Annotated in this window: 18 protein-coding genes; 4 read left to right on the forward strand and 14 right to left on the reverse strand. The window is 72.3% G+C overall.

Annotated elements, in window-relative coordinates:
- On the reverse strand, positions 1–822 hold the full coding sequence (locus IE305_RS31355) for a polyprenol monophosphomannose synthase (protein WP_190133226.1): 822 nt from the start codon (positions 820–822) through the stop codon (positions 1–3).
- Positions 823–900: 78 nt separating this feature from the next.
- A complete protein-coding gene (gene manB, locus IE305_RS31360; protein ID WP_190133227.1) occupies positions 901–1,980 on the reverse strand; it encodes a mannose-1-phosphate guanylyltransferase in 1,080 nt (359 codons plus the stop codon).
- 252 nt (positions 1,981–2,232) lie between these two features.
- Here manB and IE305_RS31365 point away from each other — a divergent pair, with 252 nt between their 5' ends.
- Positions 2,233–2,739 (forward strand): GtrA family protein, encoded by a 507-nt coding sequence (locus IE305_RS31365; protein ID WP_190133244.1) that lies wholly within the window; start codon positions 2,233–2,235, stop codon positions 2,737–2,739.
- Here the strand turns inward: IE305_RS31365 and IE305_RS31370 are convergent.
- From IE305_RS31370 to IE305_RS31385, 4 genes are all read right to left on the reverse strand, one after another.
- A complete protein-coding gene (locus tag IE305_RS31370; RefSeq protein WP_190133228.1) occupies positions 2,667–3,827 on the reverse strand; it encodes a hypothetical protein in 1,161 nt (386 codons plus the stop codon). The two genes, IE305_RS31365 and IE305_RS31370, sit on opposite strands and share 73 nt — an antisense overlap.
- Positions 3,828–3,932: 105 nt before the next feature.
- Complete coding sequence (locus IE305_RS31375; RefSeq protein WP_190133229.1) at positions 3,933–8,915, reverse strand: NAD-glutamate dehydrogenase; 4,983 nt, start codon at positions 8,913–8,915, stop codon at positions 3,933–3,935.
- Positions 8,916–9,273: 358 nt separating this feature from the next.
- A complete protein-coding gene (locus tag IE305_RS31380) occupies positions 9,274–9,969 on the reverse strand; it encodes an HAD family hydrolase (RefSeq protein WP_190133245.1) in 696 nt (231 codons plus the stop codon).
- 91 nt (positions 9,970–10,060) lie between these two features.
- A complete protein-coding gene (locus tag IE305_RS31385) occupies positions 10,061–10,570 on the reverse strand; it encodes a DUF6912 family protein (protein ID WP_190133230.1) in 510 nt (169 codons plus the stop codon).
- A 316-nt stretch (positions 10,571–10,886) separates the two neighbouring features.
- Between IE305_RS31385 and IE305_RS31390 the strand changes: the two genes are divergently transcribed.
- Positions 10,887–11,444, forward strand: a complete 558-nt coding sequence (locus IE305_RS31390) for an Rv3235 family protein (protein WP_190133231.1) — start codon at positions 10,887–10,889, stop codon at positions 11,442–11,444.
- A gap of 22 nt (positions 11,445–11,466) precedes the next feature.
- On the opposite strand, the gene secA is transcribed toward IE305_RS31390, so the two are convergent.
- Positions 11,467–14,292 carry a preprotein translocase subunit SecA gene (secA, locus tag IE305_RS31395; protein WP_190133232.1) on the reverse strand — a complete coding sequence of 942 codons (2,826 nt, stop codon included), beginning with the start codon at positions 14,290–14,292 and terminating at the stop codon, positions 11,467–11,469.
- A gap of 274 nt (positions 14,293–14,566) precedes the next feature.
- Between secA and IE305_RS31400 the strand changes: the two genes are divergently transcribed.
- Positions 14,567–15,742 (forward strand): winged helix-turn-helix domain-containing protein, encoded by a 1,176-nt coding sequence (locus IE305_RS31400; RefSeq protein ID WP_190133233.1) that lies wholly within the window; start codon positions 14,567–14,569, stop codon positions 15,740–15,742.
- 60 nt (positions 15,743–15,802) lie between these two features.
- Here IE305_RS31400 and IE305_RS31405 read toward each other — a convergent pair whose 3' ends face one another.
- From IE305_RS31405 to mtnA, 7 genes are all read right to left on the reverse strand, one after another.
- Positions 15,803–16,555: a response regulator gene (locus IE305_RS31405; protein ID WP_190133234.1), complete on the reverse strand. Its 753-nt coding sequence runs from the start codon at positions 16,553–16,555 to the stop codon at positions 15,803–15,805.
- 207 nt (positions 16,556–16,762) lie between these two features.
- Positions 16,763–17,443 (reverse strand): ribosome hibernation-promoting factor, HPF/YfiA family, encoded by a 681-nt coding sequence (gene hpf, locus IE305_RS31410; RefSeq protein WP_190133235.1) that lies wholly within the window; start codon positions 17,441–17,443, stop codon positions 16,763–16,765.
- A gap of 302 nt (positions 17,444–17,745) precedes the next feature.
- Complete coding sequence (locus IE305_RS31415; RefSeq protein WP_229891788.1) at positions 17,746–18,519, reverse strand: ComF family protein; 774 nt, start codon at positions 18,517–18,519, stop codon at positions 17,746–17,748.
- A gap of 138 nt (positions 18,520–18,657) precedes the next feature.
- Positions 18,658–20,499 (reverse strand): LpqB family beta-propeller domain-containing protein, encoded by a 1,842-nt coding sequence (locus IE305_RS31420; protein ID WP_229891790.1) that lies wholly within the window; start codon positions 20,497–20,499, stop codon positions 18,658–18,660.
- Positions 20,496–22,598: an MtrAB system histidine kinase MtrB gene (gene mtrB / locus IE305_RS31425; RefSeq protein WP_444546182.1), complete on the reverse strand. Its 2,103-nt coding sequence runs from the start codon at positions 22,596–22,598 to the stop codon at positions 20,496–20,498. Before mtrB ends, IE305_RS31420 begins: the two co-directional genes overlap by 4 nt.
- A 64-nt stretch (positions 22,599–22,662) precedes the next feature.
- Complete coding sequence (mtrA, locus tag IE305_RS31430) at positions 22,663–23,340, reverse strand: two-component system response regulator MtrA (RefSeq protein WP_190133236.1); 678 nt, start codon at positions 23,338–23,340, stop codon at positions 22,663–22,665.
- Entirely contained in the window at positions 23,337–24,485 is a 1,149-nt protein-coding gene (gene mtnA / locus IE305_RS31435; protein WP_190133237.1) for an S-methyl-5-thioribose-1-phosphate isomerase, read from the reverse strand. The genes mtrA and mtnA overlap by 4 nt, the downstream gene beginning before the upstream one ends.
- 163 nt (positions 24,486–24,648) lie before the next feature.
- On the opposite strand from mtnA, the gene IE305_RS31440 reads away from it, so the two are divergent.
- Positions 24,649–25,758: a glycerophosphoryl diester phosphodiesterase membrane domain-containing protein gene (locus IE305_RS31440; RefSeq protein WP_190133238.1), complete on the forward strand. Its 1,110-nt coding sequence runs from the start codon at positions 24,649–24,651 to the stop codon at positions 25,756–25,758.
- The last annotated feature ends 183 nt before the right edge of the window (positions 25,759–25,941 follow it).

Genomic DNA, 25,941 nt, shown 5'->3' on the forward strand with positions numbered 1-25,941 from the left:
TCAGCGGCCGCGCCGGCCCGCCGCGTGCCCGCGCAGCGCCCTGGACCGCAGCCGCCACGGCATGGCGACCGACTCCAGCTGCACGGCGAGGTCCATCTTCGACTCGCCGGCGGTGCGGTCCTCGAAGTGGATGGGCACCTCGACGAGGGTGAAACCGGCCCGCAGCGCGCGGTACTTGGTCTCCACCTGGAAGGAGTAGCCCGCGCTGTCGACGGACGCCAGGCCGATGGCGCGCAGCGCCGCCGCGCTCCACAGGTTGAAGCCGCCGGTGATGTCGCGCACGCGCGTGCCGAGGATGCCGCCCGCGTAGGCGTTGGCCCAGCGGGACAGGAGCTTGCGGTGCGGCTTCCAGGCGTCGGAGAGGGTGCCGCCGGGGACGTAGCGGCTGCCGACGACGACGTCGGCACCGGTGGCCAGGGCGACGCCGAGCATCTCGGTGATCTTCTCGGCGGGGTGGCTGCCGTCGGCGTCCATCTGCAGGACGTACGCGGCGCCCTCCGCGACCGCCCGCTCCATACCGGCGGCGTAGGCCCGGCCGAGGCCGTCCTTGGCGGTGCGGTGCAGGACGCCCATGCGGGTGCGGCCGCCCTCGCCGGGCTCGTTGTACTTGTCGGCCAGCTGATCGGCGATGGTGCCCGTGCCGTCGGGGCTGTTGTCGTCGACCACCAGGAGGCGCAGCCCCTCCAAGGGGAGGGCCATCAGCGTCTCGGCCATGGTGGGCAGGTTCTGGGCCTCGTTGTACGTGGGCATCACCACCGTCAGGGGGGTGCGGCCCCACTCTGCGGGCAGGGGATGCGCGGCGGCGTGGCGCGGGTCGGTCATGGGCGGCGTCCTCGTCAGCTGGGGCGGTCGGATGGGTTCGTACAGCCGTGCGGGGAACGACAGTAGGCGGCGCGGGGGTCAGACGGCCGAGAACCGGATGGCGGCGTCCGGGATGCTGGTGCCGCACCAGACACGGGCGCCGTCGCGCAGTTCGTTGTCGGCCCCCACGTCCGAGTGGTCGCCGATGACCGCGCCGTCCAGCACGGTCCGGGACCCCACCCGCGCCCCGGTGCCGACCATGGAGGCGGTCACCCGCGCGCCGGGCCCGATGCGGGCACCGTCCAGGACGACGGAGCCGTCGACGGCGGCGCCCGCCGCCACGTGCGCGCCGGCTCCCACGACCGTACCGCCGCTCAGCCGGGCGCCCGGCTCCACGCGTGCGCCGGGCAGCACGAGGAACTCGCCGGGCTCGCCGGGGACGGCCGGGGAGCGCACGATGCCGCGCACCAGGTCGGCGGAGGCCTGCACGAAGGAGGCGGGGCGGCCGAGGTCGAGCCAGTAGGAGCCGTCGACCACGCCGTGCAGCAGGGCGCCGCCGGCCAGCAGCCCGGGGAAGGTCTCGCGCTCGACCGACACGGGGCGGCCGCCGGGGATGGCGTCGATGACCTCGCGCCGGAAGACGTAGCAGCCGGCGTTCACCTGGTCGGTGACGATCTCCTCGGGCCGCCGCGGCTTCTCCGTGAACGCCAGCACCCGCCCCTCCTCGTCCGTGGGGACGAGCCCGAAGGCACGGGGGTCGGCCACCCGGGTGAGGTGCAGGGTGACGTCCGCCTGGGTGCGCTCGTGGCGCAGCAGCAGGGCGCCGATGTCGACGCCGGTGAGGATGTCGCCGTTGAAGACCAGCACGGGGTCGCCGGGGGCCGCGCGCAGGGCGGTGGCGGCGTGCCGGATGGCGCCGCCGGTGCCCAGGGGCTCCTCCTCGTGGACGTACGTGAGCCGCAGCCCGTGCGCCGAGCCGTCGCCGAAGTACGGCTCGAACACCTCGGCGAGGTAGGAGGTGGCGAGGACGACGTGCTCGACGCCGGCGGCTCTGGCGCGGGCCAGCTGGTGGGCGAGGAAGGGCACGCCGGCGGCCGGGACCATCGGTTTGGGGGTGTTGATGGTGAGCGGCTGGAGGCGTGTGCCCTTGCCGCCGACGAGCAGTACCGCCTCAGACATGCCAGCTCCTCGCCCTGCGTGGCCCCATCGTCGCACTAGGTCAGTTTTCGCGGCAATTTACCCTACAATCGGGTCTCGAAGCCGAAATGTCCGTGACGCGTGGCGACCACACCGGGAGAACCCTTGCGACCGACGCAGACGAGGGGACGGACGGGAGACCGGGCGCGGAACCAGGCGCGGAACCAGGCGCGGAACCGGCCACGGAACCGGGCGCGCGACCGGGCAGCGGACCGCGGCGGAGGCCGGGCGCGGCTGCTCGCGCTCGTACACGAGTTCGCCCGGTTCGGCACGGTCGGCGGGCTCGGCATCTTCGTCAACCTGGGCGTCTTCAACATCTGCCGGGGCGCCACCGGGCTGCCCGTCGTCCGGTGCAGCGTGATCGCGACCACCGTCGCCATCGCCTTCAACTACCTCGGACTGCGCCACTTCGCCTACCGGGACCGCGACAAGAGCCACCGCAGCCGCGAGGTGCTGCTCTTCCTCGTCTTCAGCGTCGCCGGCCTCGTCATCGAGAACGGCGTCCTCTACGTGGCCACGTACGGGTTCGGCTGGAACGGGCCGCTGCTCGGCAACCTCTTCAAGTTCCTGGGCATCGCCACGGCCACCCTGTTCCGCTTCTGGTCCTACCGCGCCTGGGTGTTCCGGGCCCTCCCCGGCCACGCCCCGCCCCCGCCCCCCGGCGGCCCTCACGGGGAACCCGGGAACAACGCCAGCAACCCGGCCGCGTACCACCCCGAGACCACCGCACCCCCACCGTAGAGACCGACCCGCACCACCAGCGGAGCACGCGCGAACGGCCGGGCCACCAACAGCAGCAGAACCGGCAGGAACGGAAGCATGAAGCGCGGTTTCGAGAACGGCGAACCCGGCGTCGCCACCATCAGCACCCACGCCCCCGCGACCAGCAGCACCAGCGGCCGCGGCACCGCCCGGTCCAGCGCCAGCGCCAGCACCCCCAGGGCCGTCAGCAGCACCAGCGCCAGCACCGCCGCGTGCCGTACGTCGTCGGCGCCGTGCAGCCCCCGGTAGAGCACGATGTCGCGCAGCACGTGCGCCGTCCCCCACCCGAAGTCGAACGACTGCCCCCACGCCCGCTCGGCCTCGAACCAGCCGTCCCAGCGCCCCACCCGGCTGCCCAGGAACAGCCAGCCGGCCAGCAGCCCCAGCGGCGCCGGCACCAGCGCGAGCCACGGCCGCGGCCCGTCCCGGCGCCGCACCAGCGCCCAGCCGGCCGTCAGCACCAGCGTGGCGATCAGCACCGTCGCCGTCGGGCGTACGGCGCCCGCCAGCGCGCACAGCAGCCCGGCGAGCAGCCAGCGCCGGGTCAGCAGGGCCACCATCGTCCAGGCCAGCAGCGCGCTGAAGAGGGCCTCGGAGTACGGCACCCACAGCGCGAAGGCGTACGGCGAACAGGCCCACAGCGCCACGCACGCGTACCCGGCGCCCGGGCCCCGCCCGCACAGCCGCACCAGCCGGTACACCCCGGCCGCCGCCACCGCGGCCGCGCACCACGACAGCAGCACGCCGGCGGCCGTGTACGGCATCCGGGTGACCAGGTGCAGACCGCGGACGAGCGCGGGGACGAGCGGGAAGAAGGCGAGCCGGGAGTAGTCGGGCGTGCCGTCGGAGCGGTAGGGGATGTGGTCCGGATAGCCGCGCTCCGCCACGTACAGGTAGTTGCCGCTGTCCCAGCGGTGCAGCAGCCAGCGGACGTCGTGGCCCAGGTGCCGGTTGACGAGGAGCATGACGGTGAAGCCGACCGCCGACACGGCCAGGAGGAGCGCCGCGGCACGTGCCGCCTCCCGGCTCCCCGGCTTGGTGGGCACAAGCCGTGAAACGACCTTCATTCGTCCCTCTTAGCACGGGAAAGGGGCGGCCCCGGGGTTCTTTCCCCGGAACCGCCCCCTTACTCCACGGGGGAGGGTGTTACTCCATTACGCCCCGGCGCGCGCTCAGCCGTGCGTGCGCAGCAGCGTGCGCATGGTGCGCATGGCCACCGACAGGTTGGCCAGGTCGAAGGACTCCGAGCCGCGGATCTCGTCGAGCGTGGTGCGGGCACGGGCGAGGATCGCCGCGTTCTTCTCCTCCCAGGAGCGGAACCGCTGCTCCGGGGTGGAGGAGCCGTTGCCGACGGAGAGCACCTCGGCCGTGAGGGCCGCGTGCGCCGCGTACAGGTCCTCGCGGATGGAGGCGCGGGCCATCGACTGCCAGCGGTCGGCGCGCGGCAGCTCGATGATGCGGTCCATCAGCTGGGCGATGTGCAGGCGGTCGCTCAGGTCGTAGTAGACCTCGGCCACGTCCAGCGGGTTCTTGCCGGTGCGGTCGGCCGTCGCCACGATGTCCAGCGCCGGGAAGGCCGACGAGAAGCCCGCCACCCGCATCGCCAGCTCGCCGGGGACGCCGGCCTCGACGAGCTCGTCGTGGATGGACTGCCACCACTCGGCGTCCTCGCCGCGCAGCAGCTTGGGCAGCTCGGCCCAGACGGTGTCCACGCCGTCGCGGAAGAACTCGATGGTCTCCGCGAGCTGCAGCGGCTGCGGGCGGTTGTTGAGCAGCCAGCGCGTGCCGCGCTCGACCAGGCGGCGCGAGTGCAGCCGGATGCGGGTCTGCACGTCGGCGGCCACCACGTTGTCCAGGGCCTCGACGGCGTCCCAGACGGCGTTCAGGCCGAAGATCTCGCGGGACGCGGTGTGCGCCCGCACGATCTCCTCCAGGGACGCGCCGGTCTCCTCCCGCAGGCGGTGCAGGAAGGTGGAGCCACCGGCGTTGACCGTGTCGTTGACCAGGACGGTGGTGATGATCTCGCGGCTCAGGGCGTGCGACTCGATCTGCTCGCCGAACGACTGGCGCAGGGGCTGCGGGAAGTACGCGTACAGCAGCCGCTGCAGGTAGTCGTCGTCGGGCAGGCCGGTGGCGAGCAGCTCCTCCGCCGTGGTGATCTTGATGTAGGCGAGGAGGACGGCCAGCTCGGGCTGGGTCAGGCCGCGGCCGGCGCCCAGCCGCTCGCGGATCTGGCGGTCGCTGGGCAGGAACTCCAGCGCCCGGTCCAGGTGCCCCTCACGGCTCAGGCGGCGCATGATGCGCTGGTGGGCGTGGAGCAGGCTGGGGGCCTGGGCCACGGCGTTGGCCAGGGCGACGTTCTGCGCGTAGTTGTTGCGCAGCACCAGCTCGCCGACCTCGTCGGTCATCTCCGCCAGCAGCTTGTTGCGCTGCTTGAGGGTCATGTCGCCGTCGGTGACGAGGGCGTTGAGCAGGATCTTGATGTTCACCTCGTGGTCGGAGGTGTCCACGCCGGCGCTGTTGTCGATGGCGTCGGTGTTGATCCGGCCGCCGGTGCCGGCGAACTCGATGCGGCCCAGCTGGGTCAGGCCCAGGTTGCCGCCCTCGCCGACGACCTTGACACGCAGGTCCTTGCCGTCGACGCGGATGGCGTCGTTGGCCTTGTCGCCGACGTCGGCGTGCGACTCGCCGGACGCCTTGACGTACGTGCCGATGCCGCCGTTCCACAGCAGGTCGACGGGGGCCTTGAGGATGGCCTTCATCAGCTCGGCGGGCGTCATCTTCGTGATGCCCGGCTCGATGCCCAGCGCGTCGCGGACGTGCGCGTTGACGGGGATCGACTTGGCCGAGCGGGGGTGCACGCCGCCGCCCGCGGAGAGCAGCTCGGTGTTGTAGTCCGCCCAGGAGGAGCGGGGCAGCTCGAACAGGCGGCGCCGCTCGGCGTAGGAGACGGCCGCGTCCGGGGTGGGGTCGAGGAAGATGTGCCGGTGGTCGAAGGCGGCCACCAGGCGGATGTGCTCGGACAGGAGCATGCCGTTGCCGAAGACGTCGCCGGACATGTCGCCGACGCCGACGACGGTGAAGTCCTCGGTCTGGGTGTTGTGGCCCAGCTCGCGGAAGTGGCGCTTGACCGACTCCCAGGCGCCACGGGCGGTGATGCCCATGCCCTTGTGGTCGTAGCCGGCGGAGCCGCCGGAGGCGAACGCGTCGCCGAGCCAGAAGCCGTAGGACTGGGCCACCTCGTTGGCGATGTCCGAGAAGGTGGCGGTGCCCTTGTCGGCGGCGACGACGAGGTACGTGTCGTCCTCGTCGTGGCGGACGACGTCCTTGGGCGGCACGACCTCGCCGCCGACCATGTTGTCGGTGATGTCGAGCAGGCCGGAGATGAACGTCTTGTACGAGGCGATGCCCTCGGCCAGCCATGCGTCGCGGTCCACCGACGGGTCCGGCAGCCGCTTGCCGACGAAGCCGCCCTTGGCGCCGACCGGCACGATGACGGTGTTCTTCACCATCTGCGCCTTGACCAGGCCGAGGATCTCGGTGCGGAAGTCCTCGCGCCGGTCGGACCAGCGCAGACCGCCGCGGGCGACCTTGCCGAAGCGCAGGTGGACGCCCTCGACGCGGGGCGAGTAGACCCAGATCTCGAAGGCGGGGCGCGGCGCCGGCAGGTCGGGGATGGCCTGCGGGTCGAGCTTGATCGACAGGTAGTCGCGGGGCTCGCCGCGCTCGTCGCGCTGGAAGTGGTTGGTGCGCAGGGTGGCCTTGATGACGGTGAGGAAGGAGCGCAGGATGCGGTCCTCGTCCAGGCTCTCGACCTGGTCGAGCGCGCCGTCCAGCTCCTCCAGCAGGCCGTCGATCAGCTCGTTGCCCGCGCGCTGGAGCGCGGGGGACATCCGGGCCTCGAAGAGGTTCACCAGCAGGCGCGTGGTGTGGACGTTGTTGCCGAGGGTGTCCTCCATGTACGCCTGGCTGAAGTTCACCCCCGCCTGGCGCAGGTACTTGGCGTAGGCGCGCAGCACCATGGCCTGGCGCCAGTCGAGCCCGGCGCCGAGCACCAGCTTGTTGAAGTTGTCGTCCTCGGCGCGGCCGGTCCACACCGCGGCGAACGCCTCCTGGAAGCGGCCGCGCGGGTCGTCGCCCAGGACGGTCTCGGGCAGGCGCAGCCCGAAGTCGTAGATCCAGGCGGTGGTGCGGTCGGCGCACCGCAGCTCGTACGGGCGCTCGTCGACGACCTCCACGCCCAGGCGCTGCAGCACGGGCAGGACGGCGGAGAGGGAGACCGGCTCGCCACGGCGGTAGATCTTGAAGCGGCGCTCGCCGGGGGCGGCGCCCACCGGCTCGTACAGGCTGAGCTCGAAGTCGCGCTCGGCGCCGGCGGCCGTGAGCCGCTCCAGGTGGCCCAGGTCGGCGACGGCGCTGCGCGGGTTGTGGTCGGCCTTGTAGCCCTCGGAGAACGCCTGGCCGTAGCGGCGCAGCAGCTCGGCGGCGCGCTCCTCGCCGACCTCGGCGGTCAGCGTCTCGGCGAAGCCGTCCGCCCAGGAGCGGGCGGCCTCGACCAGGCGGGCCTCGATGCGCTGCTCGTCGGTCTCGCTGATGTCGGGCAGGGTCGCGCCGGGCTCGACCCGGACGACGAAGTGCAGCCGGGAGAGCACCGACTCGGTGTTCCAGGCGGTGAAGTCGACGCTGCTGCCGCCCAGCTCCTCCTTGAGGATGTCGACCAGGCGCAGCCGGACCGCGGTGGTGTAGCGGTCGCGGGGCAGGTAGACGAGGGCCGAGTAGTAGCGGCCGTACTCGTCGCGCCGCAGGTAGAGCCGGAGCCGGCGGCGCTCCTGGAGGTAGAGCACGCTGGTGGCGATGGCGCGCAGCTGGTCGGGCTCGATCTGGAAGAGCTCGTCGCGCGGGTAGGTCTCCAGGATCTGGAGCAGGTCGCGGCCGTCGTGGCTCTCGGGGCTGAAGCCGGCGTCGTCCAGCACCCTGGCCACCTTGCGGCGGATGACGGGGACGCGACGGACCGACTCGGTGTACGCGGCGGAGGAGAACAGGCCGAGGAAGCGGCGCTCGCCGACGACGTTGCCCTGGGCGTCGAACTTCTTGACGCCGATGTAGTCGAGGTACGAGGGGCGGTGCACGGTGGCGCGGCTGTTGGCCTTGGTCAGCACCAGGAGGCGGTGCTCGCGGGCCTTGGCGCGGGCGTCGGCGGGCAGCCGGCTGAAGGACGGCGACGACGGGCGCGGCAGGGGCGCGTGGTGGCCGTCGTGGTGGCCGTCCCCGGTGTGGGTGGGGTCGGAGCGCAGGATGCCGAGGCCGGTGCCGGGGACGGCGGTGAGGACGTCCTCCTGCTCGCCCTCGGCGTCTACCTGGGCGAGGTCGTACTCGCGGTAGCCGAGGAAGGTGAAGTGGTCGGCGGCGAGCCAGCGCAGCAGCTCGCGGGCCTCCTCCAGCTCGGTGGCCGTGATGCCGTCGGTCGGCTCGTCGGCCAGGCCGTCGGCGATGCGCAGGGCGGCGTCGCGCATCTTGCCCCAGTCCTCGACGGCCTCGCGGACGTCGGACAGGACGCGGAGCAGGTCGGCGGTGATCTGCTTGAGGTCGTCGCGGTCGGTCTCGCGGTCGGTCTCGACGTGGATCCAGGACTCGACGAGCGCGTCGTGCGGCAGCTCGGCGTCCTTGCCGGCGCCGTGGGCGTCGCAGGCGGAGCCCAGCACCTCGAGCAGGCGGCCGGTGACGTCGCGGCGGACGATCACCTGCGGGTGGATCACCAGGTGGATGCCGCGGTTCTGGCGGGACAGCTCGTTGGTGACGGAGTCCACGAGGAAGGGCATGTCGTCGGTGACGACCTCGACCACCGAGTGGCTGGAGGTCCAGCCGTTCTCCTCGACGGTGGGGGTGTGCACGCGGACGTTGGCCGTGCCCTGGGGACGGTTCTCGGCCAGCCGGTAGTGCGAGATGGCGGCGCCGTAGATGTCGACGGGGTCGCGCCCGACGAGGTCCTCGGCGGCCGTGTGCAGGTAGTAGCGCTGGAGGTAGGCGGTCAGGGGCCCCTGGTCGAGGCCGCCCTCGCCCTTGGGTCCGGCCGGCGTTCCCACCGGGCTGCTCTCAGCGACGCGGGCCGCCCGCTCGAGCAGTTCGGCCTTGGCTTCGTCCAGCTTGGTCTGCATGTCCTCTGGCTCCTGTCGCGCGCCGTTGCGTGACATAGGTGGTGAAGGCTTCACGTCGAGGCTGCACGGCGTATCCGCGTCGCTTCGACGGTATGCCGGGATGAGGGGTGAACGCGTGCGTCCGGGCGGGCTCCGCCGGGTACGGCCGGTTCAGGGCATCAACGCGGGCCCGGGGTCGGTGGGCGCCCGGGCGGGGGCCAGGGGCGTCGTCGCCCCTGACGGATATCGCGCTGATCACCCCGTAAGGCTATCGCTCTTCCCGGGGGAACACGCACGAGCGAATTCTGTCCAAAAAGAGACGGCGAAGTTGGCCGCTCTGGCCACACAAGGCTCACCTACCCCACACACCTCAGCGCACTCAGCCGACGAGGCGCTCCGCCTCCGCCACGGCCTCCGCGAGCGTGTCCACAACCGGAACCCCGGCCTCCGCCAGGCTGGGGCGGCTGTGCGAGCCACCGGAGTACAGGACGGCGTGGGCGCCCACGTGAGCCGCCGCGACGGCGTCGTCCACGGCGTCCCCGATGACTACCGTACGCCGGGGCGCCACTCCGCGGAGTGCCCTCAGATGACGTTCCATGTGCTCGGCCTTGCTGCCACCGGACGGCCCGCGGCGGCCGTCCACCCGGACGAACCGGCCCTCGATGCCGAAGCCGCGCACCAGCGGCAGCAGGTCCTCGTGCTGGTACATCGACAGGATGGACTGGGTGCCGCCCGCCTCCTGCCAGCGCTCCAGCAGCGCGGCCGCGCCCGCGGCGAGACCGCAGCGTATGTGGTGCTCCCGGTAGTGCCGGTGGAAGACGGCGTCCATGTGGTCCCACTCGGCCTGCGTGGGCAGGCGGCCCATCAACCGCTCGTAGAAGAGGGGGATCGGCACGCAGTACAGCCGGCGGTAGCGCTCCAGCGTGAGCGACTCCATGCCCAGCTCGGCGAAGGCCGCGTTGGTGGCCGACAGCACCGCGTCGATGTCGTGGAACAGCGTGCCGTTCCAGTCCCAGACCAGATGGGCGCCCGAGGCCGTCGTCCCCGCCGCCCCGGCCGTCCCCGCGTCCGGCATTTCCGTGCTCTGCGTCATGCTGCGCTTCCCCCAGGCCTCGGCCGGCGACGTCTCGTGCCGACCGTACCCGGAGGCTCCGGCACCGGTGCCGTCAGGACCCGATGAGGTTGGGGATCTCCTGCACACCGAACCACATGAGCTCGTGGTCCTCGGCGCCGTCCACCACGAACTGCGCGTCGTCGTCGCCCTGGTCGGCCGCGCCCAGCGCCTCCGCGGCGGCCGCCACGTCCCGCTCGGCGGCGGCCTCGTCCACGTGCACCGAGGCGGCCTTGGACAGCGCCACTGGCTCGGTCACCCGGACCGCGCCGATCTCCGCCCGGTCCAGGCCGCGCTCGGCCGGCGCCGTCACCACGGCGTCCGGCACGTCGACCGCGACGACCACGCGGCGGCGCGGCGCGCCCGGGTCGCCGGCCAGCTGCCGCAGCGAACCCTGCGCGGCACGGCCCAGCGCCGCGTACTCCAGCTCCTCGATGTCGTCGGAGACGTACCACTCGCGCAGCGCGGGCGTGACGGCGAAGGCGTCCAGCGGCGCCGGGCCCAGCAGGCCCGCCTGGTACGCCTCGGCGAGACCGGAGAGGGTCAGGGGGACGTAGACGCGCATGACCGCCGCTTTCCTGATGGATCGAAGATCGAGGACATGATCGAGGACATGACCGGATGGTCCTGCCAGCATACGGGCGGGCGTCCCCCTTCGAGGTGCCGGCGGGGGCCGCGAAGGGCACCCTTCCACCCCGGTCGGTCACGGAAAGTGACCGGCTGACGAGGCCATTTCACCCTGATAGGTGAACCCGGTACGGCTGTCCGGCCGCCCTCCCCGGACGCTTGCCCGCCGCCGGAACCCGCCGGTAGAAGATCCCCCAACGACGCCTACCGCCCGGTACGACCCGGCCGGGCCCGGCCTCACGGGGGGACACGACATGACCACCACCGCACGGAACACCAGCGTCAGGAACACCGGAACCAGGACCGGCGGACCCGGCCGCGGCGCTCCGCCGCGCCGCACCGACACCCGCCGGCCCACCGGCCGCGGCGGACCCGCCGGACCCCACGCACTCGCCGCCCTCCGGCACGAACGCGAACGCGCCGAGCAGCGGAGGAATCAGCTCCACTACTGGTTCGCGGAACGGCTGCTGCTCACGCTCAGTGGCCAGCGGCCGGTGCACTGGATGCTCGGCTACGCCCTGCCCGCCGCCTACGACCAGCTGGCCGAGCTCGCCCCGGGCGCACCGCTGCGCCCCCTGGCCGCCGGCCGCCCGGTGCCGTACGTCGAGCGCTGCGACGGCTTCCGGCCCCGCCCCGGCGTCATCGAGGCGTTCGCCCGCATCTCCACCGGCGACCGGCTGCGCGCCATGGCGTTCCGCCTGGAGCACGGCACCGACCGGCGCTGGCGCTGCTCCGCGGTGGAGCTCGGCGCCGACCGCCGCAACCCCCGGAACGCCACAGGGACGGAGCACCGACGTGCCCCGTCCCTGTGAGACGACCTGCCGCCCTGCGGCGCTACTTCTTGCGGCGGCGGCCACCGCCACCGCTGCGCTGGGCCCGGCGCCGCTCGGCGCGGGTCATGCCGTCGGCCGGCGAGCGGTACTCGCCGGGCTCGTCGTTGGTGAAGTCGCCCTCGACCACGCCGCCCTCGCCGTCCACGGTCGGCGCGGAGAAGTGCAGCCGGTCGGGCCGCTGCGGGGCCTCCAGGCCCTTCGCACGGATCTCCGGGCGGGCGGCCGGCACGGTGTCCTGGACCTTCTCGAGGGAGGGCGCCACGGCGGCCTCCTCGACGGGGACCTCCTCCAGCTGCTGGTCGACCTGAACCTCCAGGTTGAACAGGTAGCCGACGGACTCCTCCTTGATGCCGTCCATCATGGCCTGGAACATGTCGAAGCCCTCGCGCTGGTACTCCACCAGGGGGTCCTTCTGGGCCATGGCCCGCAGGCCGATGCCCTCCTGGAGGTAGTCCATCTCGTAGAGGTGCTCACGCCACTTGCGGTCCAGGACGGACAGCACCACGCGCCGCTCCAGCTCGCGCATGACGTCGGAGCCCAGCTGCTCCTCGCGCGCCGCGTACTGCTCGTAGATGTCGTCCTTGACGGACTCGGCGATGAACTCGGCGGTGATGCCCGCCCGGTCGCCCGCCGCGTCCTCCAGCTCCTCGATGGTGACCCGGCAGGGGTAGAGCTGCTTGAAGGCGCCCCACAGCCGCTCCAGGTCCCACTCCTCGGCGAAGCCCTCGACCGTCTCCGCCTGGATGTAGGCGTCGATCGTGTCGTCCATGAAGTGCTTGATCTGCTCCTGGAGGTCCTCGCCCTCCAGGACGCGGCGGCGCTCGGCGTAGATGACCTCGCGCTGCCGGTTGAGGACCTCGTCGTACTTCAGGACGTTCTTACGGGTCTCGAAGTTCTGCTGCTCGACCTGCGACTGGGCGGAGGCGATGGCGCGGGTGACCATCTTGTTCTCGATCGGCACGTCGTCGGGCACGTTGGCCATGGCCATGACGCGCTCGACCATCTGGGCCTTGAACAGCCGCATCAGGTCGTCGCCCAGCGACAGGTAGAAGCGGGACTCGCCCGGGTCGCCCTGACGGCCGGAACGACCGCGCAGCTGGTTGTCGATGCGCCGCGACTCGTGCCGCTCGGTGCCGAGGACGTAGAGGCCGCCGAGCTTCTTGACCTCTTCGTTCTCCGCCTTGACGGCCGCCTCGGCCTTCTCCAGGGCGGCGGGCAGCGCGGCCGCCCACTCCTCGATGTGCTCCTCGGGGTCCAGGCCGCGCTGGCGCAGCTCGGCCTCGGCGAGGTCCTCGGGGTTGCCACCGAGCTTGATGTCCGTACCACGGCCGGCCATGTTCGTGGCGACCGTCACGGCGCCCTTGCGGCCGGCCTGGGCGACGATCTGCGCCTCGCGCTCGTGGTGCTTGGCGTTGAGCACCTCGTGCGGGATGCCACGCTTGGCCAGCTGCTGCGAGAGGTACTCGGACTTCTCGACCGAGGTGGTGCCGACCAGGATCGGCTGGCCCTTCTCGTGCTTCTCGGCGATGTCCTCGACGACGGCCGCGAACTTGGCGACCTCGGTGCGGTAGATCAGGTCCGACTGGTCCTTGCGGACCATCGGCCGGTTGGTCGGGATGGGCACCACGCCGAGCTTGTAGATCTGGTGGAACTCGGCGGCCTCGGTCGTGGCCGTACCGGTCATGCCGGAGAGCTTGTTGTAGAGGCGGAAGAAGTTCTGCAGGGTGATCGTGGCGAGGGTCTGGTTCTCGTCCTTGATGTCCACCCCTTCCTTCGCCTCGATGGCCTGGTGCATGCCCTCGTTGTAGCGGCGGCCGGCGAGGATGCGGCCCGTGTGCTCGTCGACGATCATGACTTCGCCGTCCATGACGACGTAGTCCTTGTCCTTCTTGAACAGTTCCTTCGCCTTGATGGCGTTGTTCAGGTAGCCGACGAGGGGCGTGTTGACCGACTCGTAGAGGTTGTCGATGCCCAGCCAGTCCTCGACCTTGCTCACGCCCGCCTCGTGGATGGCGACGGTGCGCTTCTTCTCGTCGACGTCGTAGTCGCCGGTCTCCTCGACACCCTTCTGCGGGTTCGCCGGCTCGCCGCGCTTGAGGCGCGTGACCAGCTTGGCGAAGTCGCCGTACCACTTGGTGGCCTGGTCGGCCGGGCCGGAGATGATCAGCGGCGTACGGGCCTCGTCGATGAGGATGGAGTCGACCTCGTCGACCACCGCGAAGTTGTGCCCGCGCTGCACGAGCTCGTCCTGCGACCAGGCCATGTTGTCGCGCAGGTAGTCGAAGCCGAACTCGTTGTTCGTGCCGTACGTGATGTCGCAGGCGTACTGCTCGCGGCGCTGGGCCGGGGTCATGTTGGCGAGGATGCAGCCCACGGACAGGCCGAGGAAGCGGTGCACCCGGCCCATCAACTCGGAGTCGCGCTCGGCCAGGTAGTCGTTGACCGTGATCAGGTGCACGCCGTCGCCGGAGAGGGCGTTGAGGTAGGCGGGCAGGGTACCGACGAGGGTCTTGCCCTCACCGGTCTTCATCTCGGCCACGTAGCCCAGGTGCAGGGCGGCACCGCCCATGAGCTGCACGTCGTAGTGGCGCTGGCCGAGGACGCGCTTGGCCGCCTCACGGACGGTGGCGAAGGCCTCGGGCAGCAGGTCGTCGAGGCTCTCGCCGTCGGCGTACCGCTGCTTGTACTCCTCGGTCAGGGCGCGCAGCTCGGCGTCGGAGAGGTGCAGGAAGTCCTCTTCGATGGAATTGACCTGGTCCGCGATGCGGTGCAGCTTGCGCAGGATCTTGCCTTCTCCTGCACGCATGATCTTGCCGAAGACGGACACGTAGGCTGGCTCCTTGCCGGTCGGGCCTGGGCACGGCGGGGTGCGCGGGCACGACGGGACAGTCCCCGCCGCAACGGCCATCGTAAGCGAGGACCACACCGCGCCGGGAGGTCCGTCATCACCGAGGCCGCGCATCACCCGCGCAACACCCGCCCTGAGAACGAACGGCCCTCCCGGAAGGTGCCGGGCCATGAGAAATCGGACGTATTGCCCACATCTGGCGTCCGGGCTGCGGGCCGGGGGCGTTGTCAGTGGCCGGCTCTAGGGTGCGGCTATGACAACTGCCGCGATCAGGCCCGAGGTCCGTCTCTCCGCCGACCAGGCACGCCGCCTGGCGTTGCGCGCCCAGGGCCTGCTGGGCGCACCGGACCGGCGCGGGGGCACGCGCGGGGTGCTGCGCCGGCTGGGCGCGGTGCAGCTGGACACGATCTCGGTGCTGGCCCGCTCGCACGAGCTCGTGCCGTACGCGCGGCTGGGCGCGATCGGGCGCGAGGCGATAGAGGCGGCCTACTGGAGCGGGGAGCACGCCTTCGAGTACTGGTCGCACGCGGCGTGCCTGCTGCCGATCGAGGAGTGGCCGCTGTTCGCCTTCCGCCGCCGGGCGATGCGGGCGCGCGGGCGCCGGTGGCACGTGATGCAGGACTCGGAGCGGTCGTGCGCGGCGGTCCGGGACCGGCTGCGGGCCGACGGGCCGTTGACGGCGAGCGACTTGGGCGGCGCCAAGAACGGTGGCGAGTGGTACGACTGGTCCGAGACGAAGATCGCCGTGGAGTGGCTGCTGGACACCGGCGAGGTGGTGTGCGTGCGGCGGCGCGGCTGGAAGCGGGTGTACGACCTGGCGGAGCGCGCGGTGCCGGAGGCGCTGTTCCACGACGACCTGGACGACACGGAGTGCGTGCGGCGCCTGGTGGCGCAGGCGGGCGCGGCGATGGGCGTGGCCACGCGGGCCGACCTGGCGGACTACCACCGCCTGCGGGGCGAGCAGGTGGACGCGGTCGTCGAGGACACGGGGCTGGTGCCGGTGGAGGTGGAGGGCTGGGGGAAGCCGGCCTGGGCCGACCCGGCGGCGCTGGCGGAGGAGCCGCGCGGCCGGCACCGTACGACGCTGCTGTCGCCGTTCGACTCGCTGGTGTGGGACCGCCCGCGCACCGAGCGGATCTTCGGTTTCACGCACCGGCTGGAGGCGTACGTGCCCCGGGCGCGGCGGGTGTACGGCTACTTCGCGATGCCACTGCTGACCGGCGGGCGGCTGGCCGGGCGGGTGGACCCGGCGCGGGAGGGCCGGACGCTGGTGGCGCGGCAGGTGTCGATGGCGGACGCCAAGGCGGTGGGCCCCATGGCGCAGGCGCTGCGGGAAGCGGCCGGCTGGGTGGGCTGCGACGCGGTACGCATCGAGCGCTGCGACGACGCCCGGCTGGCAGCAGCCCTGGAGGCAGCCCTTAAGGAGTGAGGGCATGGGGGCGGGGCGGGGGGTGGGTGGGGGGGCGGGGGCGGGGGCCCCGGGGAGGGATCAGCGGATTTCGAGGATCTTCTCCCGCATCGCGTACACCACCGCTTCCATCCGCGAGTGCAGCTGGAGCTTCTCCAGGATGTTGCGGACGTGGTTCTTGACCGTGTTCTCGCTGATGAACAACTCCTTGGCGATGTCACGGTTGTTCATGCCGGTGGCGACCAGCTTGAGGACCTCCAGCTCGCGGTCGGTCAGCCGGGGCGCGGGCACCAGCCGCCGCTCGTCGGTGCGCTGGATCATCGACTTGAACTCGGTGAGCAGCTTGGAGGCCATGGAGGGGCTGATCTGCGACTGGCCGTCGGCCACGGCGCGGATGGCGGTCGCCACCTCGTCGGTGGAGATCTCCTTGAGGAGGTAGCCGGTGGCGCCGGCCTTGATGGCGTCGTAGAGGTCGGCCTCCTCGTCGCTGATCGTCAGCATGATGATCTTGGCGCTGGGGGCGACCTCCTTGATGGAGGTGCAGGCCTCGATGCCGCCGCGGCGGGGCATGCGGACGTCCATCAGGACGATGTCGGGGAGCAGGTCGGCGGCCTTGTCGACGGCCTCGGCGCCGTCGCCGGCCTCGCCCACGACCTGGATGTCCTCCTCGTGGGCGAGGACGATCTCCAGTCCACGGCGGAAGAGGGCGTGGTCGTCGACGACGAGGACCCGGATGGGCTCCTGCCGCGCGTCCCTGGACGTGCTCCGGCCGGAGCGGGCACTGTCCTCGTCGTCCTCGGCGGGCCCGCTGACGGGTCCGAACCTGTCCGCCATAGTTCCTCCCCCTGAAGGCCGTGGCCCCCGCGGTTGCACAGTCTGCGCCGCCCCAACCGGTTCCGGGGGACCGGCGGTTGGCCGCCCGGCCATGATTTCATGCCGGGCGGCCCGTCCGGCGCCTCCGGCCGGATGCCTTCGGCGGTCACACGGTGGTGCCCCGGGAGCGCGCCACGCGCTCCGAGGGCACCGTTCACGGGGTCGGGGTCAGCCGAGTTCTCCGCCCGCACCACCGGGCTCTCCGGTGTAGAAGTCGTTGCTGTTCAGGCGGATCACGCCGTAGTCGTAGGCGTGGCGTCGGTACACGACGCTGGGCATCTTGGTCTCGGAGTCGACGAACAGGTAGAAGTCGTGCCCGACCAGCTCCATCTCGTACAGCGCCTGGTCGAGCGCCATGGGCGACGCGGTGTGCGTCTTCTCCCGGACCACGAGGGGCCCTTCGCCCCTGATCTCCAGCGGTCCCATGTGCGTGACGGGTACGTCCGTCTCGGCGCTCGTGGTGAGCCGGCCCCTGTCGTCCAGTTCGGCGGCGCCGTTGACGACGACGGCGACCTCGCCGGCCGGCAGCCGCCCGTTGCGGCGGCTCAGACGCTTGTCGTGCTGCTTGCGGAGCCGTGCCTCCAGCTTGCTCGTCGCCAGGTCGAGGGCGGCGTACGGATCGGCCGCGGCGGCCTCCGCACGGATCACCGGTCCACGCGAACGCACGGTGATCTCCACCCGGTCGGACCGGTCGGACTGCCTGGGGTTGGGCTCCTTGGACACCTCCACGTCGAGGCTGATCACCTTGCCGTCCAGCTTCTGGATCTTCTCCAGCTTCAGCTTCTCGGCCACGTGCTTGCGAAACCGCTCGGGGACCTCTGTCTTGCGGCCCTTGACGACGATGTCCACGCAGAACTCCGTTCCCGGATCGCCCCGCCGAAGGTTGCGGAGCGCATCCCTCTTGCATGCAGGCCCCGGGCCTTCCCGGAGCCACCGACCAGACGGTTTTCACCTCCTCCTCCCCCGGGGACAGGAGCGCCACCCCACCGGCGTCACGCGTCTTCGGCATCTGCGGACTTTCTTCAAGCTTCAGCGAAGCCATACGAAGCGCGCCAATCGGAAGAAAAGCGGCATAGCTCCTGCCCTTCCTCACAACCGAACATATCTCGCCTGGAAGCGCGTCGGTACCCCCTACCGTCACGTACCTCCATTCAGGTGGCGTCCGGCCCTTTCTCGCTGGAACGACGGGCCTTCCCCGTCAGTTCCGGTTCCTTTTCGAAAGCTCTCGAAGCCGCCGCGACCACCGCCGCGCCCGCCACCCGGCCGCCCACCGCACCCACCGCACGGGCCGCCTCGGCCAGCGAGGCACCCGTCGTCATCAGGTCGTCCACGAGCACCACCACCCCGCCGTCGCGCCACAACCGCTCGCCGCCGCGCACCACGCCCATCGCCCCGGCCACGTTCGCCAGCCGGCCCCGCGCGTCCAGCCCCGACTGGTCCGCCACCGCACGCCGCAACCGCAGCACCGGCGCCACCCGGGCCGGCACGCCCCCGCCCCGCAGCGCCCGCGTCGCCGCCCTGGCGATCCGCAGCACCGGATCGTGCCCCCGCCCCGCCACGGCCCGCCGCGCCGAGGGCACCGGAACGAGCAGAAACGGCCCCCTCGCGCCCCGCGAGGCATACCCCGCACCACCTGCACCAGCACGCCCGGCCGCGCCCGCCAGAGCGGCACCCAGCGGCTCGGCCAGCCCCAGTGCACCCCGCTCCTTGTGCGCCAGCAATGCCGACCGCACGCACCCGCCGTACGGCGCGGCCGCGTACACCCACGGCAACCCCGCCGGGACCGGCTCCGGCAGCACCCGGCACGGCGCGTGACCGTACAGCCGCGCACGGCACGCCCCGCACAGCACGGTCCGCGCCCGGCCGCAGCCCGCGCAGTCGGCGGGCAGCACCAGACCGGCCATCTCCAGCCACCAACGGCGCACCCGTCCACTGTCCCGCCGCGCGCCCGGCCCCGCCACCCCTGTGGAAAACTCCCGGCCACGGCCACCACCTGCGGCAACGCACGAACACCAGCAGACCGGACCAACAGACCGGACCAACAGACCGAACCAACAGACCGGCTACCCCGGATAGACCGGCGCCGACCCCTCCTTGCCCACCAGCTTCCAGTTGGTGTCCGGCAGCAGCCGCACGATGCCGCCCTCGCCCTCTGCCACCAGGGCCTGCGCCTTCCCCGCCGTCTCGGGCGCCGCCACGCCCCGCACACCGGTGATCCCCGGCAGCGCCGAGCCGTTCACCTGCGACCCGTCCGTCTCGATGTACTGCAACTGCTGCAAGCCGCCCTGCTCACTGCCCGCGACCAGCAGCCGGCTGGCGCCCGCCCACGTCACCGCCTGCACGTCCTCCAGGCGCGGCGCCACCGACCGCAGCTCCTGCACCGACAGGCTGGGGTGCCCGGCGCTGCCCCGCCGCTCCACGCGGCCCAGCCGCAGCGTCGTCCGGTCGCCCTTGGTCACCAGCAGCGCCACCCGCACGCCGTCGGCCGACACCCGCAGCCCGGTGATCCGCCCGCCGTCCAGCCCCGGCACCCGTACGTCCTCGGGCGTGCCCGAACCGGCCGGCACCCGCAGCAGCCGCGGGTGTTCCGCGTCCTGGTCGGCCACCCACAGATCGCCCAGGCCGTCCCAGCTCGGCGCGGTCAGCCCGGCCTTCGCACCCGTACCGCCGCGCGACGTCACCTTCGGCTCGCCCAAGGCGACGCCCGGCTGCATCAGGGCCACGTACAGCGCCTGCCCGTTCGCCGACACGCCCGCGGCGCGCCGCTCCTTCCGGTCCACGGCCACCGACCGCAACTGCACGGCGCCGTCCGCGCCCATCGGGCCCGGTACGCGGTGCGGCTCGGTGTCGCTGTCGCCCAGGCTCGCCAGGCGGTGCTGCCCGTCCACGAAGTACTGCCGGTCGGGCTGCCCCGTCTGCTCCGGCCCGTACGCCTTGACCTGGTCCCGGCCCAGCGTGCACAGCCGCCCGCCGTCCTTGTCCTGCAACGTCACGTCGGTGACCTTCGCCGACTCCTGCACCGTGTACAGCAGCTGCGCGGCCATGCGGCGGCACTGCTCCTGGTTGGCGCCGGCGGCGCGGTCGTTCACCCGCACCTTCAGGCCGCTGGAGTCGTCCAGCGCCAGCCGCTGGTCCACGAGCTTCGTGCCCGTGGGGAACGCCGTGGCCGCCACCGGGTCCAGCCACGACGTCGGCCCGTCCAGCAGCGCCCGCACCGACGACGTCACCGGGTCTATGCGCTTGCGCAGGTAGACCGGGTCCGCCACCAGCACGTCCCGCGCGGAGGCCGAGCCCCCGCCGCCGGGACCCAGCTCCGCGAAGTAGTACTTGTTGACCGACCGGTAGATGCGCTGGAAGTCCGCCACGCCCAGCACGAGGCCGGAGTCCAGCGCGTCGATGCGCCACTCGCCCTCCTCGCGCGTCATGTGCAGCGTCGCCCGGTACGTGCCGTCGTCCGGCTTGTACGCGTGCTTGGCGTCCACCTTCGCGATCTGCCGGCCGGTCAGCGTGACCGTGTACCCCGGCTCCCGGTCGCCACCGGTCCGCTCGATCCGCACCTGCGGCGTCTGCGACAGCACCGTCGTCGACGCGGACGGGTCCCACTGCCCCTGCTTCGACCTGGTCAGGTACATGCGCGCGGTGCCGTAGTCGGGGTCGTCGCTCGTGATCGCCTCCAGGAAGCCCGCCACGAGCTCCTGCGGCTGCTCGCCCTTGCGCGGCGGCACCCCGTACACGCGCACCTGCGCGTCGGCGTCGGCCCGCTGCGACGAGTCCACGGCGGTGACGTCACCACTGCCCGGCATGGACGCACACCCTGCGACGAGCGTCCCGCCCGCCACCGCGGCGACCAGCCCGGCCACCGCCCGGGACCGGCGGACGGCCCGCACTGCCCTGCTGTCCGTCACGCCCGCCTCCGCTGCTCGTCGTCCCGGCCCGCATCGCCCCCGTCGTCGCTTCCACTCCCCCGGCCGTGCGCCCCACCCGCGCCGTCAGCGCCGTCAGCGCCCTCACGCGCGTCACCCCGCGCGCCGTCACGCTCGTCGCCACCCGCCTCGTCACGCGCGTCGCCGCCCGCGGACGACACCGGCGGACGCGTCACCACGCGCGCCCCGCTCCCCGGCAAAGCCGTCGGATCGGCGGCAGGCCGTACGTTTCTGCTGGGCTGTCCCAAGGGCCCGCCCCGACCGGACGGTGTCGACGGCACCCCGGCCTCGTTCACCCCGCGGTTGCGCCGCGAGTCCTCGGGCTCCAGCGGGATCGGCGAACCACGCAGCGCGTCGCCCGCCACCGCCGGCAGCGTCAGCCGGAACTGCGAACCGCCCCCGGGCTCGCCCCACGCCTGGAGCCAGCCGCCGTGCAGCCGCGCGTCCTCCACCGCGATCGACAGGCCCAGCCCCGTACCGCCGGTCGTCCGCGCCCGCGCCGGGTCGGCGCGCCAGAACCGGTTGAACACCCGCGTGGCCTCGCCCGGCTTCAGCCCCACGCCGTAGTCGCGCACCGCCACGGCCACCGCGCCACCGGCCGCCGCCAGGCGCACCACCACGTCGCGGCCCTCGCCGTGCTCCACGGCGTTGACCACCAGGTTGCGCAGTACGCGCTCCACGCGCCGGGAGTCCGCCTCCGCGATCACCGGTTGCTCGGCACCGCGCACCAGCAGCCGGCTGCCCTTCCGCTCGGCCAGCGGCGCAGCCCCGTCCAGCACCCGGTTCACCACGTCGCGCAGGTCGACCGGCTCGGCCTCCAGGGCCGCCGCGCCCGCGTCGAACCGGCTGATCTCCAGCAGGTCGGCGAGCAGCGACTCGAACCGGTCCAGCTGCCCCAGCAGCAGCTCCGCCGAGCGCGCCGTGACGGGGTCGAACCCGTCCCGCGCCTCGTGGATGACGTCCGCCGCCATCCGCACGGTCGTCAGCGGCGTCCGCAGCTCGTGCGAGACGTCCGAGACGAACCGCCGCTGCATGCGCGACAGCTCCTCCAGCTGTTGGATCTTCACCTGGAGGTTCTGCGCCATCTTGTTGAACGCCTCACCCAGCCGGGCGATGTCGTCCTCGCCGGTGACCTTCATCCGCTCCTGGAGGAAGCCCGCCGCGAGCCGCTCGGAAATGCTCGCCGCCATCCGCACCGGTGTGACGATCTGCCGCACCACCAGCCAGGCGATGGCCCCCAGCAGGACCACCACGAACACCCCGGCCGTGGCCAGCGTGCCCTTCACCAGGCTCAGCGACTTCTCCTCCTGCGTGAACGGGAAGAGGTAGTACAGCTGGTACGGCCTGCCGTTGACGTCGTACAACCGCTTGCCGACGATCAGCGCCGGCTCGCCCTCGTCGGAGGCGTTGCGCTTGATCGTGCCGGGCTTTTCGAACGTCCCGGTGTGCGTGTCCAGCTCGCGGCGCAGGTCGGCCGGGACGCTGTGCTGCGGGTCGATGTCGCCCGAGGCGCGCGGCCCGCGCGTGCCCCCGCCGGCGGCCGACGCGTCGCCGTCGCCCGCGCTGAGCGCCACGACGTGGTAGACGCCCTGCCCGCCACTGGCGAGCTGCTGCACCAGCGCGGTCAGCCACGCGCCGGAGTCCGGGTTGCCGCGCCCGCCGGACTGCGCGCCGTCCTGCGCCCGCGCGTCGCCGGCCGGGTCCGCGGCGTCGCGCGCCGCCTTGAAACCGCCCTCGGCCTGGCTCTGCGCAGCATGCCGCTTGGCGTCGAAGAGCCCGTTGCGGACCTGGCCGATGACCACCACGCCCAGCAGCAGCACCACGCCGAGCGACATCAGCAGCGTGGTCGCCACGACCCGCAGCTGGATGTTCCGCCGCCACAACCGCATCGCCGGCAGGAGCGGCCGGCGCACCCAGCGGGCGTACAGGCGCAGCACCGGGTGCACGGGCCCGGCGCCCGCGCCGTCCGACCACAGGCGCCCGGCCCGCCACAGCCGGCGCAGAAGCGATACGCCGGAGGCACCGCCGGCACGTTCCCCGGCCGGCGCCCCGGAGGGCCGCTTCGCCTCGCCGTCCTTCACGTCGCCGTCCGTGGCCTGTGCGCCGTTCCGGGGGTCACGGCGCGTGGCGCCGTCACCCGGCACGTCAGCTCGGCCCCGCCTTGTAACCCACACCACGGACGGTCACCACGATCTCGGGCCGCTCGGGGTCCTTCTCGACCTTCGAGCGCAGCCGCTGCACGTGGACGTTCACCAGACGCGTGTCGGCGGCGTGCCGGTAGCCCCAGACCTGCTCCAGCAGCACCTCGCGGGTGAAGACCTGCCAGGGCTTCCGGGCGAGCGCGACCAGCAGGTCGAACTCCAGCGGCGTCAGCGCGATCGACTGGCCGTCGCGCTTCACCGAGTGCCCCGCCACGTCGATCACCAGGTCGCCGATGGTGAGCTGCTCCGGCGCCGGCTCCTCGGAACGGCGCAGGCGCGCCCGGATGCGGGCCACCAGCTCCTTGGGCTTGAACGGCTTGATGATGTAGTCGTCCGCGCCGGACTCCAGGCCCACGACGACGTCGACCGTGTCGCTCTTCGCCGTCAGCATGACGATCGGCACGCCGGACTCGGCCCGGATCAGCCTGCAGACCTCAATACCGTCGCGGCCCGGCAGCATGAGATCCAGCAAAACAAGATCGGGTTTGACTTCGCGGAATGCGGCGAGCGCCTTGTCTCCGTCCGAGACGAACGACGGCTCGAAACCCTCACCACGAAGCACAATTCCGAGCATCTCGGCGAGTGCGGTGTCGTCATCGACGACGAGGACGCGTCCCTTCATATCGACATCATCCCATTACCCGATCGTGACCTGTTACACAGCTCTGCCAGACCGGCCCCCGTCACGGGCGAAACAACCCCGTTTTCCGTGACAATCGCGGTCAGCAACTCGGGCGGTGTGACATCGAACGCTGGATTGTATGCCTGCGTACCCAGGGGCGCCACAGGCGTCCCGGCAGCCGCACCCGGCAACTCCGTCACCTCGTGCCCCGGCCGCTGTTCCACCTCGATCGACGCGCCGTCCGGCGTCGACAGGTCCACCGTCGTCGTGGGCGCGACGACGACGAACGGCACGTGGTGGTAGCGGGCCAGAACGGCCAGCGGATAGCTGCCCACCTTGTTCGCCACCGAGCCGTCCGCCGCTATCCGGTCCGCGCCGACCAGCACCGCGTCCACCTCGCCGGCGGAGAACAACGACCCGGCGGCACTGTCCGACAGCAGCGTGTACGGCATGCCCGCCCGCGCCGCCTCGTACGCGGTCAGCCGGGCGCCCTGAAGCAGCGGACGTGTCTCGTCCACCCACAGACGCCGCAGCTCACGGGCCCGGTGGGCCGCGGCTATGACGCCGAGGGCCGTGCCCTCGCCGCCGGAGACCAGCGCCCCCGTGTTGCAGTGGGTCAGCAGCCGGAAGCCACCGCCGGGCAGCAATTCCTGCAGCAGCCGCAGGCCGTGCCCCGCCATCTGGGCGCTGGCCTCGGCGTCCTCGGCGTGCAGCCGCCGCGCCGCCTCCAGGGCGGCCTGCGCGGCCCCCTGGGGCCCGGCACCGTCCCGCAGTGCCGCCCGGTGGGCGTCCCGCGCGCGGGCCACCCCGTAGGCCAGGTTCACCGCGGTCGGCCGGGCACCGCTGAGCTGCACCGCGGCCTCCTCGACGTCGAAGCCGCGGGCGGCGGCGAGCGCGACGCCGTACGCACCGGCGATGCCCAGCAGCGGGGCGCCGCGCACGGCGAGCGACTGCACGGCGTCGACCAGCGCGGGCACGTCGGTGCACACCAGCTCGACCTCCTCGGAGGGGAGGCACCGCTGGTCGAGCAGGGCGATCACGGGTCCCTCGGGCGGGTCGTCCCACCGCAGTGCGGGGACACCGCCCACGAGCGATCGCGATCCGGTTCCGGGCAGGGATTCGGGTGCCGCGTGGTGATCAGCCATTGGTCCAGTCTGCCCCGCGTACACGGTCTGGAGAAGGGCTCCCCTCCATGGTCCCCCTTACGGGATGACGTGCGAGCCGGGCCGTGGGCCGTCCCGAGGGCCCGCCCCGGCGGGGACCCGCCGTGACACGATGACGCCGGAGAACCGAAGGAGCGAAAGAGACATGAACGACTCTCCGGGCCGGGCACGCGCCAACAGCGGAGGCGACCAGGCCGGCGGCTGGGGACCGGGCGGACCCGGCAACACGGGCCGACCAGGGGGAACGGACGGATCGGGCGGCTACGGGCCGGGCGGCGGCTGGGGCCGGCACCCGTGGCCCCCGGCGGCACCGCCGGCGCCCCGGCCGGGCGTGATCCCGCTGCGGCCCCTGACCGTCGGCGAGATCGTCCAGGGCGCCCTGGGCACGATGCAGCGGTACTGGCGCACGGTGTTCGGCGTGACGCTGGCCGTCTCCCTGTGTACCCAGGCCGTGGGCACCGTGGTGCAGGGCGTCTGGATGCGCAACCTCAAGGGCCTGGAACGGTTCGGCGGCAACGGCGACGAGGTGCCGAGCGGCCGCGAACTGCTGGACGCCCTCAAGAACACGGCGGCCGGCATCAGCGTGGGCATGCTCGTCAGCATCGTCGGCTCGATCATCGCCACGGGCGTCATCACGACGGTCGTCAGCCACGCGGTCCTGGGCCGTCCCTCGTCGCTGCGGGACGCCTGGACGAGCGCCCGGCCGCGCCTGCTCAGCCTGGCGGGGCTGTTCTGCGTGCTGCCGCTGCTCGGCATGGCACCGGTGGCCGCCGCCTCGGCGCTGGGCCTGGCGGTGTCGGCTGCGAACGTCGCCATCGGTGCCGCACTGCTCGTCGCCGGAATGCCGGTCGCGCTGGCGGTGGCCGCCTGGATCTGGATTCGCTACAGCCTTGCGGCACCGGCGCTGATGCTCGAACGACAAGGTGTCGTGGCGTCAATGCGCCGTTCCGCAAAGCTGGTCAAGGGGTCGTGGTGGCGTATCTTCGGCATACAGCTGCTGGCGGCGCTACTGGTATTCGTGGTGGCGGCCGTTATTCAGGTTCCCGCGAACATGATTGAAATGATCTTGAATGGGGGGCGGGATCTCGAGGCTCCCCTGACGTGGTCTTCTCTGATCATCGACGGCATTGGCGCGACCATCGGTTCGACCATTGCTCTTCCGCTCACGGCGGGCGTGACGGCGCTTCTCTACATCGACCAGCGCATTCGTCGCGAATCCCTGGACCTGGAGCTTGCGCGGGCGGCTTCCGAGTGACATACCGGGCAGGGCCGGCCGGCCTGACGTGAGCGGTGACGCGACGTCCGGCCGGCCGGCCCCGCGGGGGTATGTCGTCCGTCCGGGAAACGCAAGAAAGCCCTGGCGGGAACATGGTTCCCGCCAGGGCTTTCTGAATAATTGTTCGGCGGCGTCCTACTCTCCCACAGGGTCCCCCCTGCA

Source organism: Streptomyces mashuensis (genome assembly GCF_014654785.1).
Lineage (GTDB): Bacteria > Actinomycetota > Actinomycetes > Streptomycetales > Streptomycetaceae > Streptomyces > Streptomyces mashuensis.

Excerpts from the sequence above, each read along its gene's own strand:
- manB (WP_190133227.1), bottom strand. The coding sequence starts at position 1,980 with ATGTCTGAGGCGGTACTGCTCGTCGGCGGCAAGGGCACACGCCTCCAG.
- IE305_RS31440 (WP_190133238.1), top strand. The coding sequence starts at position 24,649 with ATGAACGACTCTCCGGGCCGGGCACGCGCCAACAGCGGAGGCGACCAG.
- IE305_RS31375 (WP_190133229.1), bottom strand. The coding sequence starts at position 8,915 with ATGCAGACCAAGCTGGACGAAGCCAAGGCCGAACTGCTCGAGCGGGCG.
- mtrA (WP_190133236.1), bottom strand. The coding sequence starts at position 23,340 with ATGAAGGGACGCGTCCTCGTCGTCGATGACGACACCGCACTCGCCGAG.
- IE305_RS31390 (WP_190133231.1), top strand. The coding sequence starts at position 10,887 with ATGACCACCACCGCACGGAACACCAGCGTCAGGAACACCGGAACCAGG.
- IE305_RS31370 (WP_190133228.1), bottom strand. The coding sequence starts at position 3,827 with ATGAAGGTCGTTTCACGGCTTGTGCCCACCAAGCCGGGGAGCCGGGAG.
- IE305_RS31400 (WP_190133233.1), top strand. The coding sequence starts at position 14,567 with ATGACAACTGCCGCGATCAGGCCCGAGGTCCGTCTCTCCGCCGACCAG.
- mtnA (WP_190133237.1), bottom strand. The coding sequence starts at position 24,485 with ATGGCTGATCACCACGCGGCACCCGAATCCCTGCCCGGAACCGGATCG.
- IE305_RS31380 (WP_190133245.1), bottom strand. The coding sequence starts at position 9,969 with ATGCCGGACGCGGGGACGGCCGGGGCGGCGGGGACGACGGCCTCGGGC.
- IE305_RS31355 (WP_190133226.1), bottom strand. The coding sequence starts at position 822 with ATGACCGACCCGCGCCACGCCGCCGCGCATCCCCTGCCCGCAGAGTGG.
- IE305_RS31405 (WP_190133234.1), bottom strand. The coding sequence starts at position 16,555 with ATGGCGGACAGGTTCGGACCCGTCAGCGGGCCCGCCGAGGACGACGAG.
- IE305_RS31385 (WP_190133230.1), bottom strand. The coding sequence starts at position 10,570 with ATGCGCGTCTACGTCCCCCTGACCCTCTCCGGTCTCGCCGAGGCGTAC.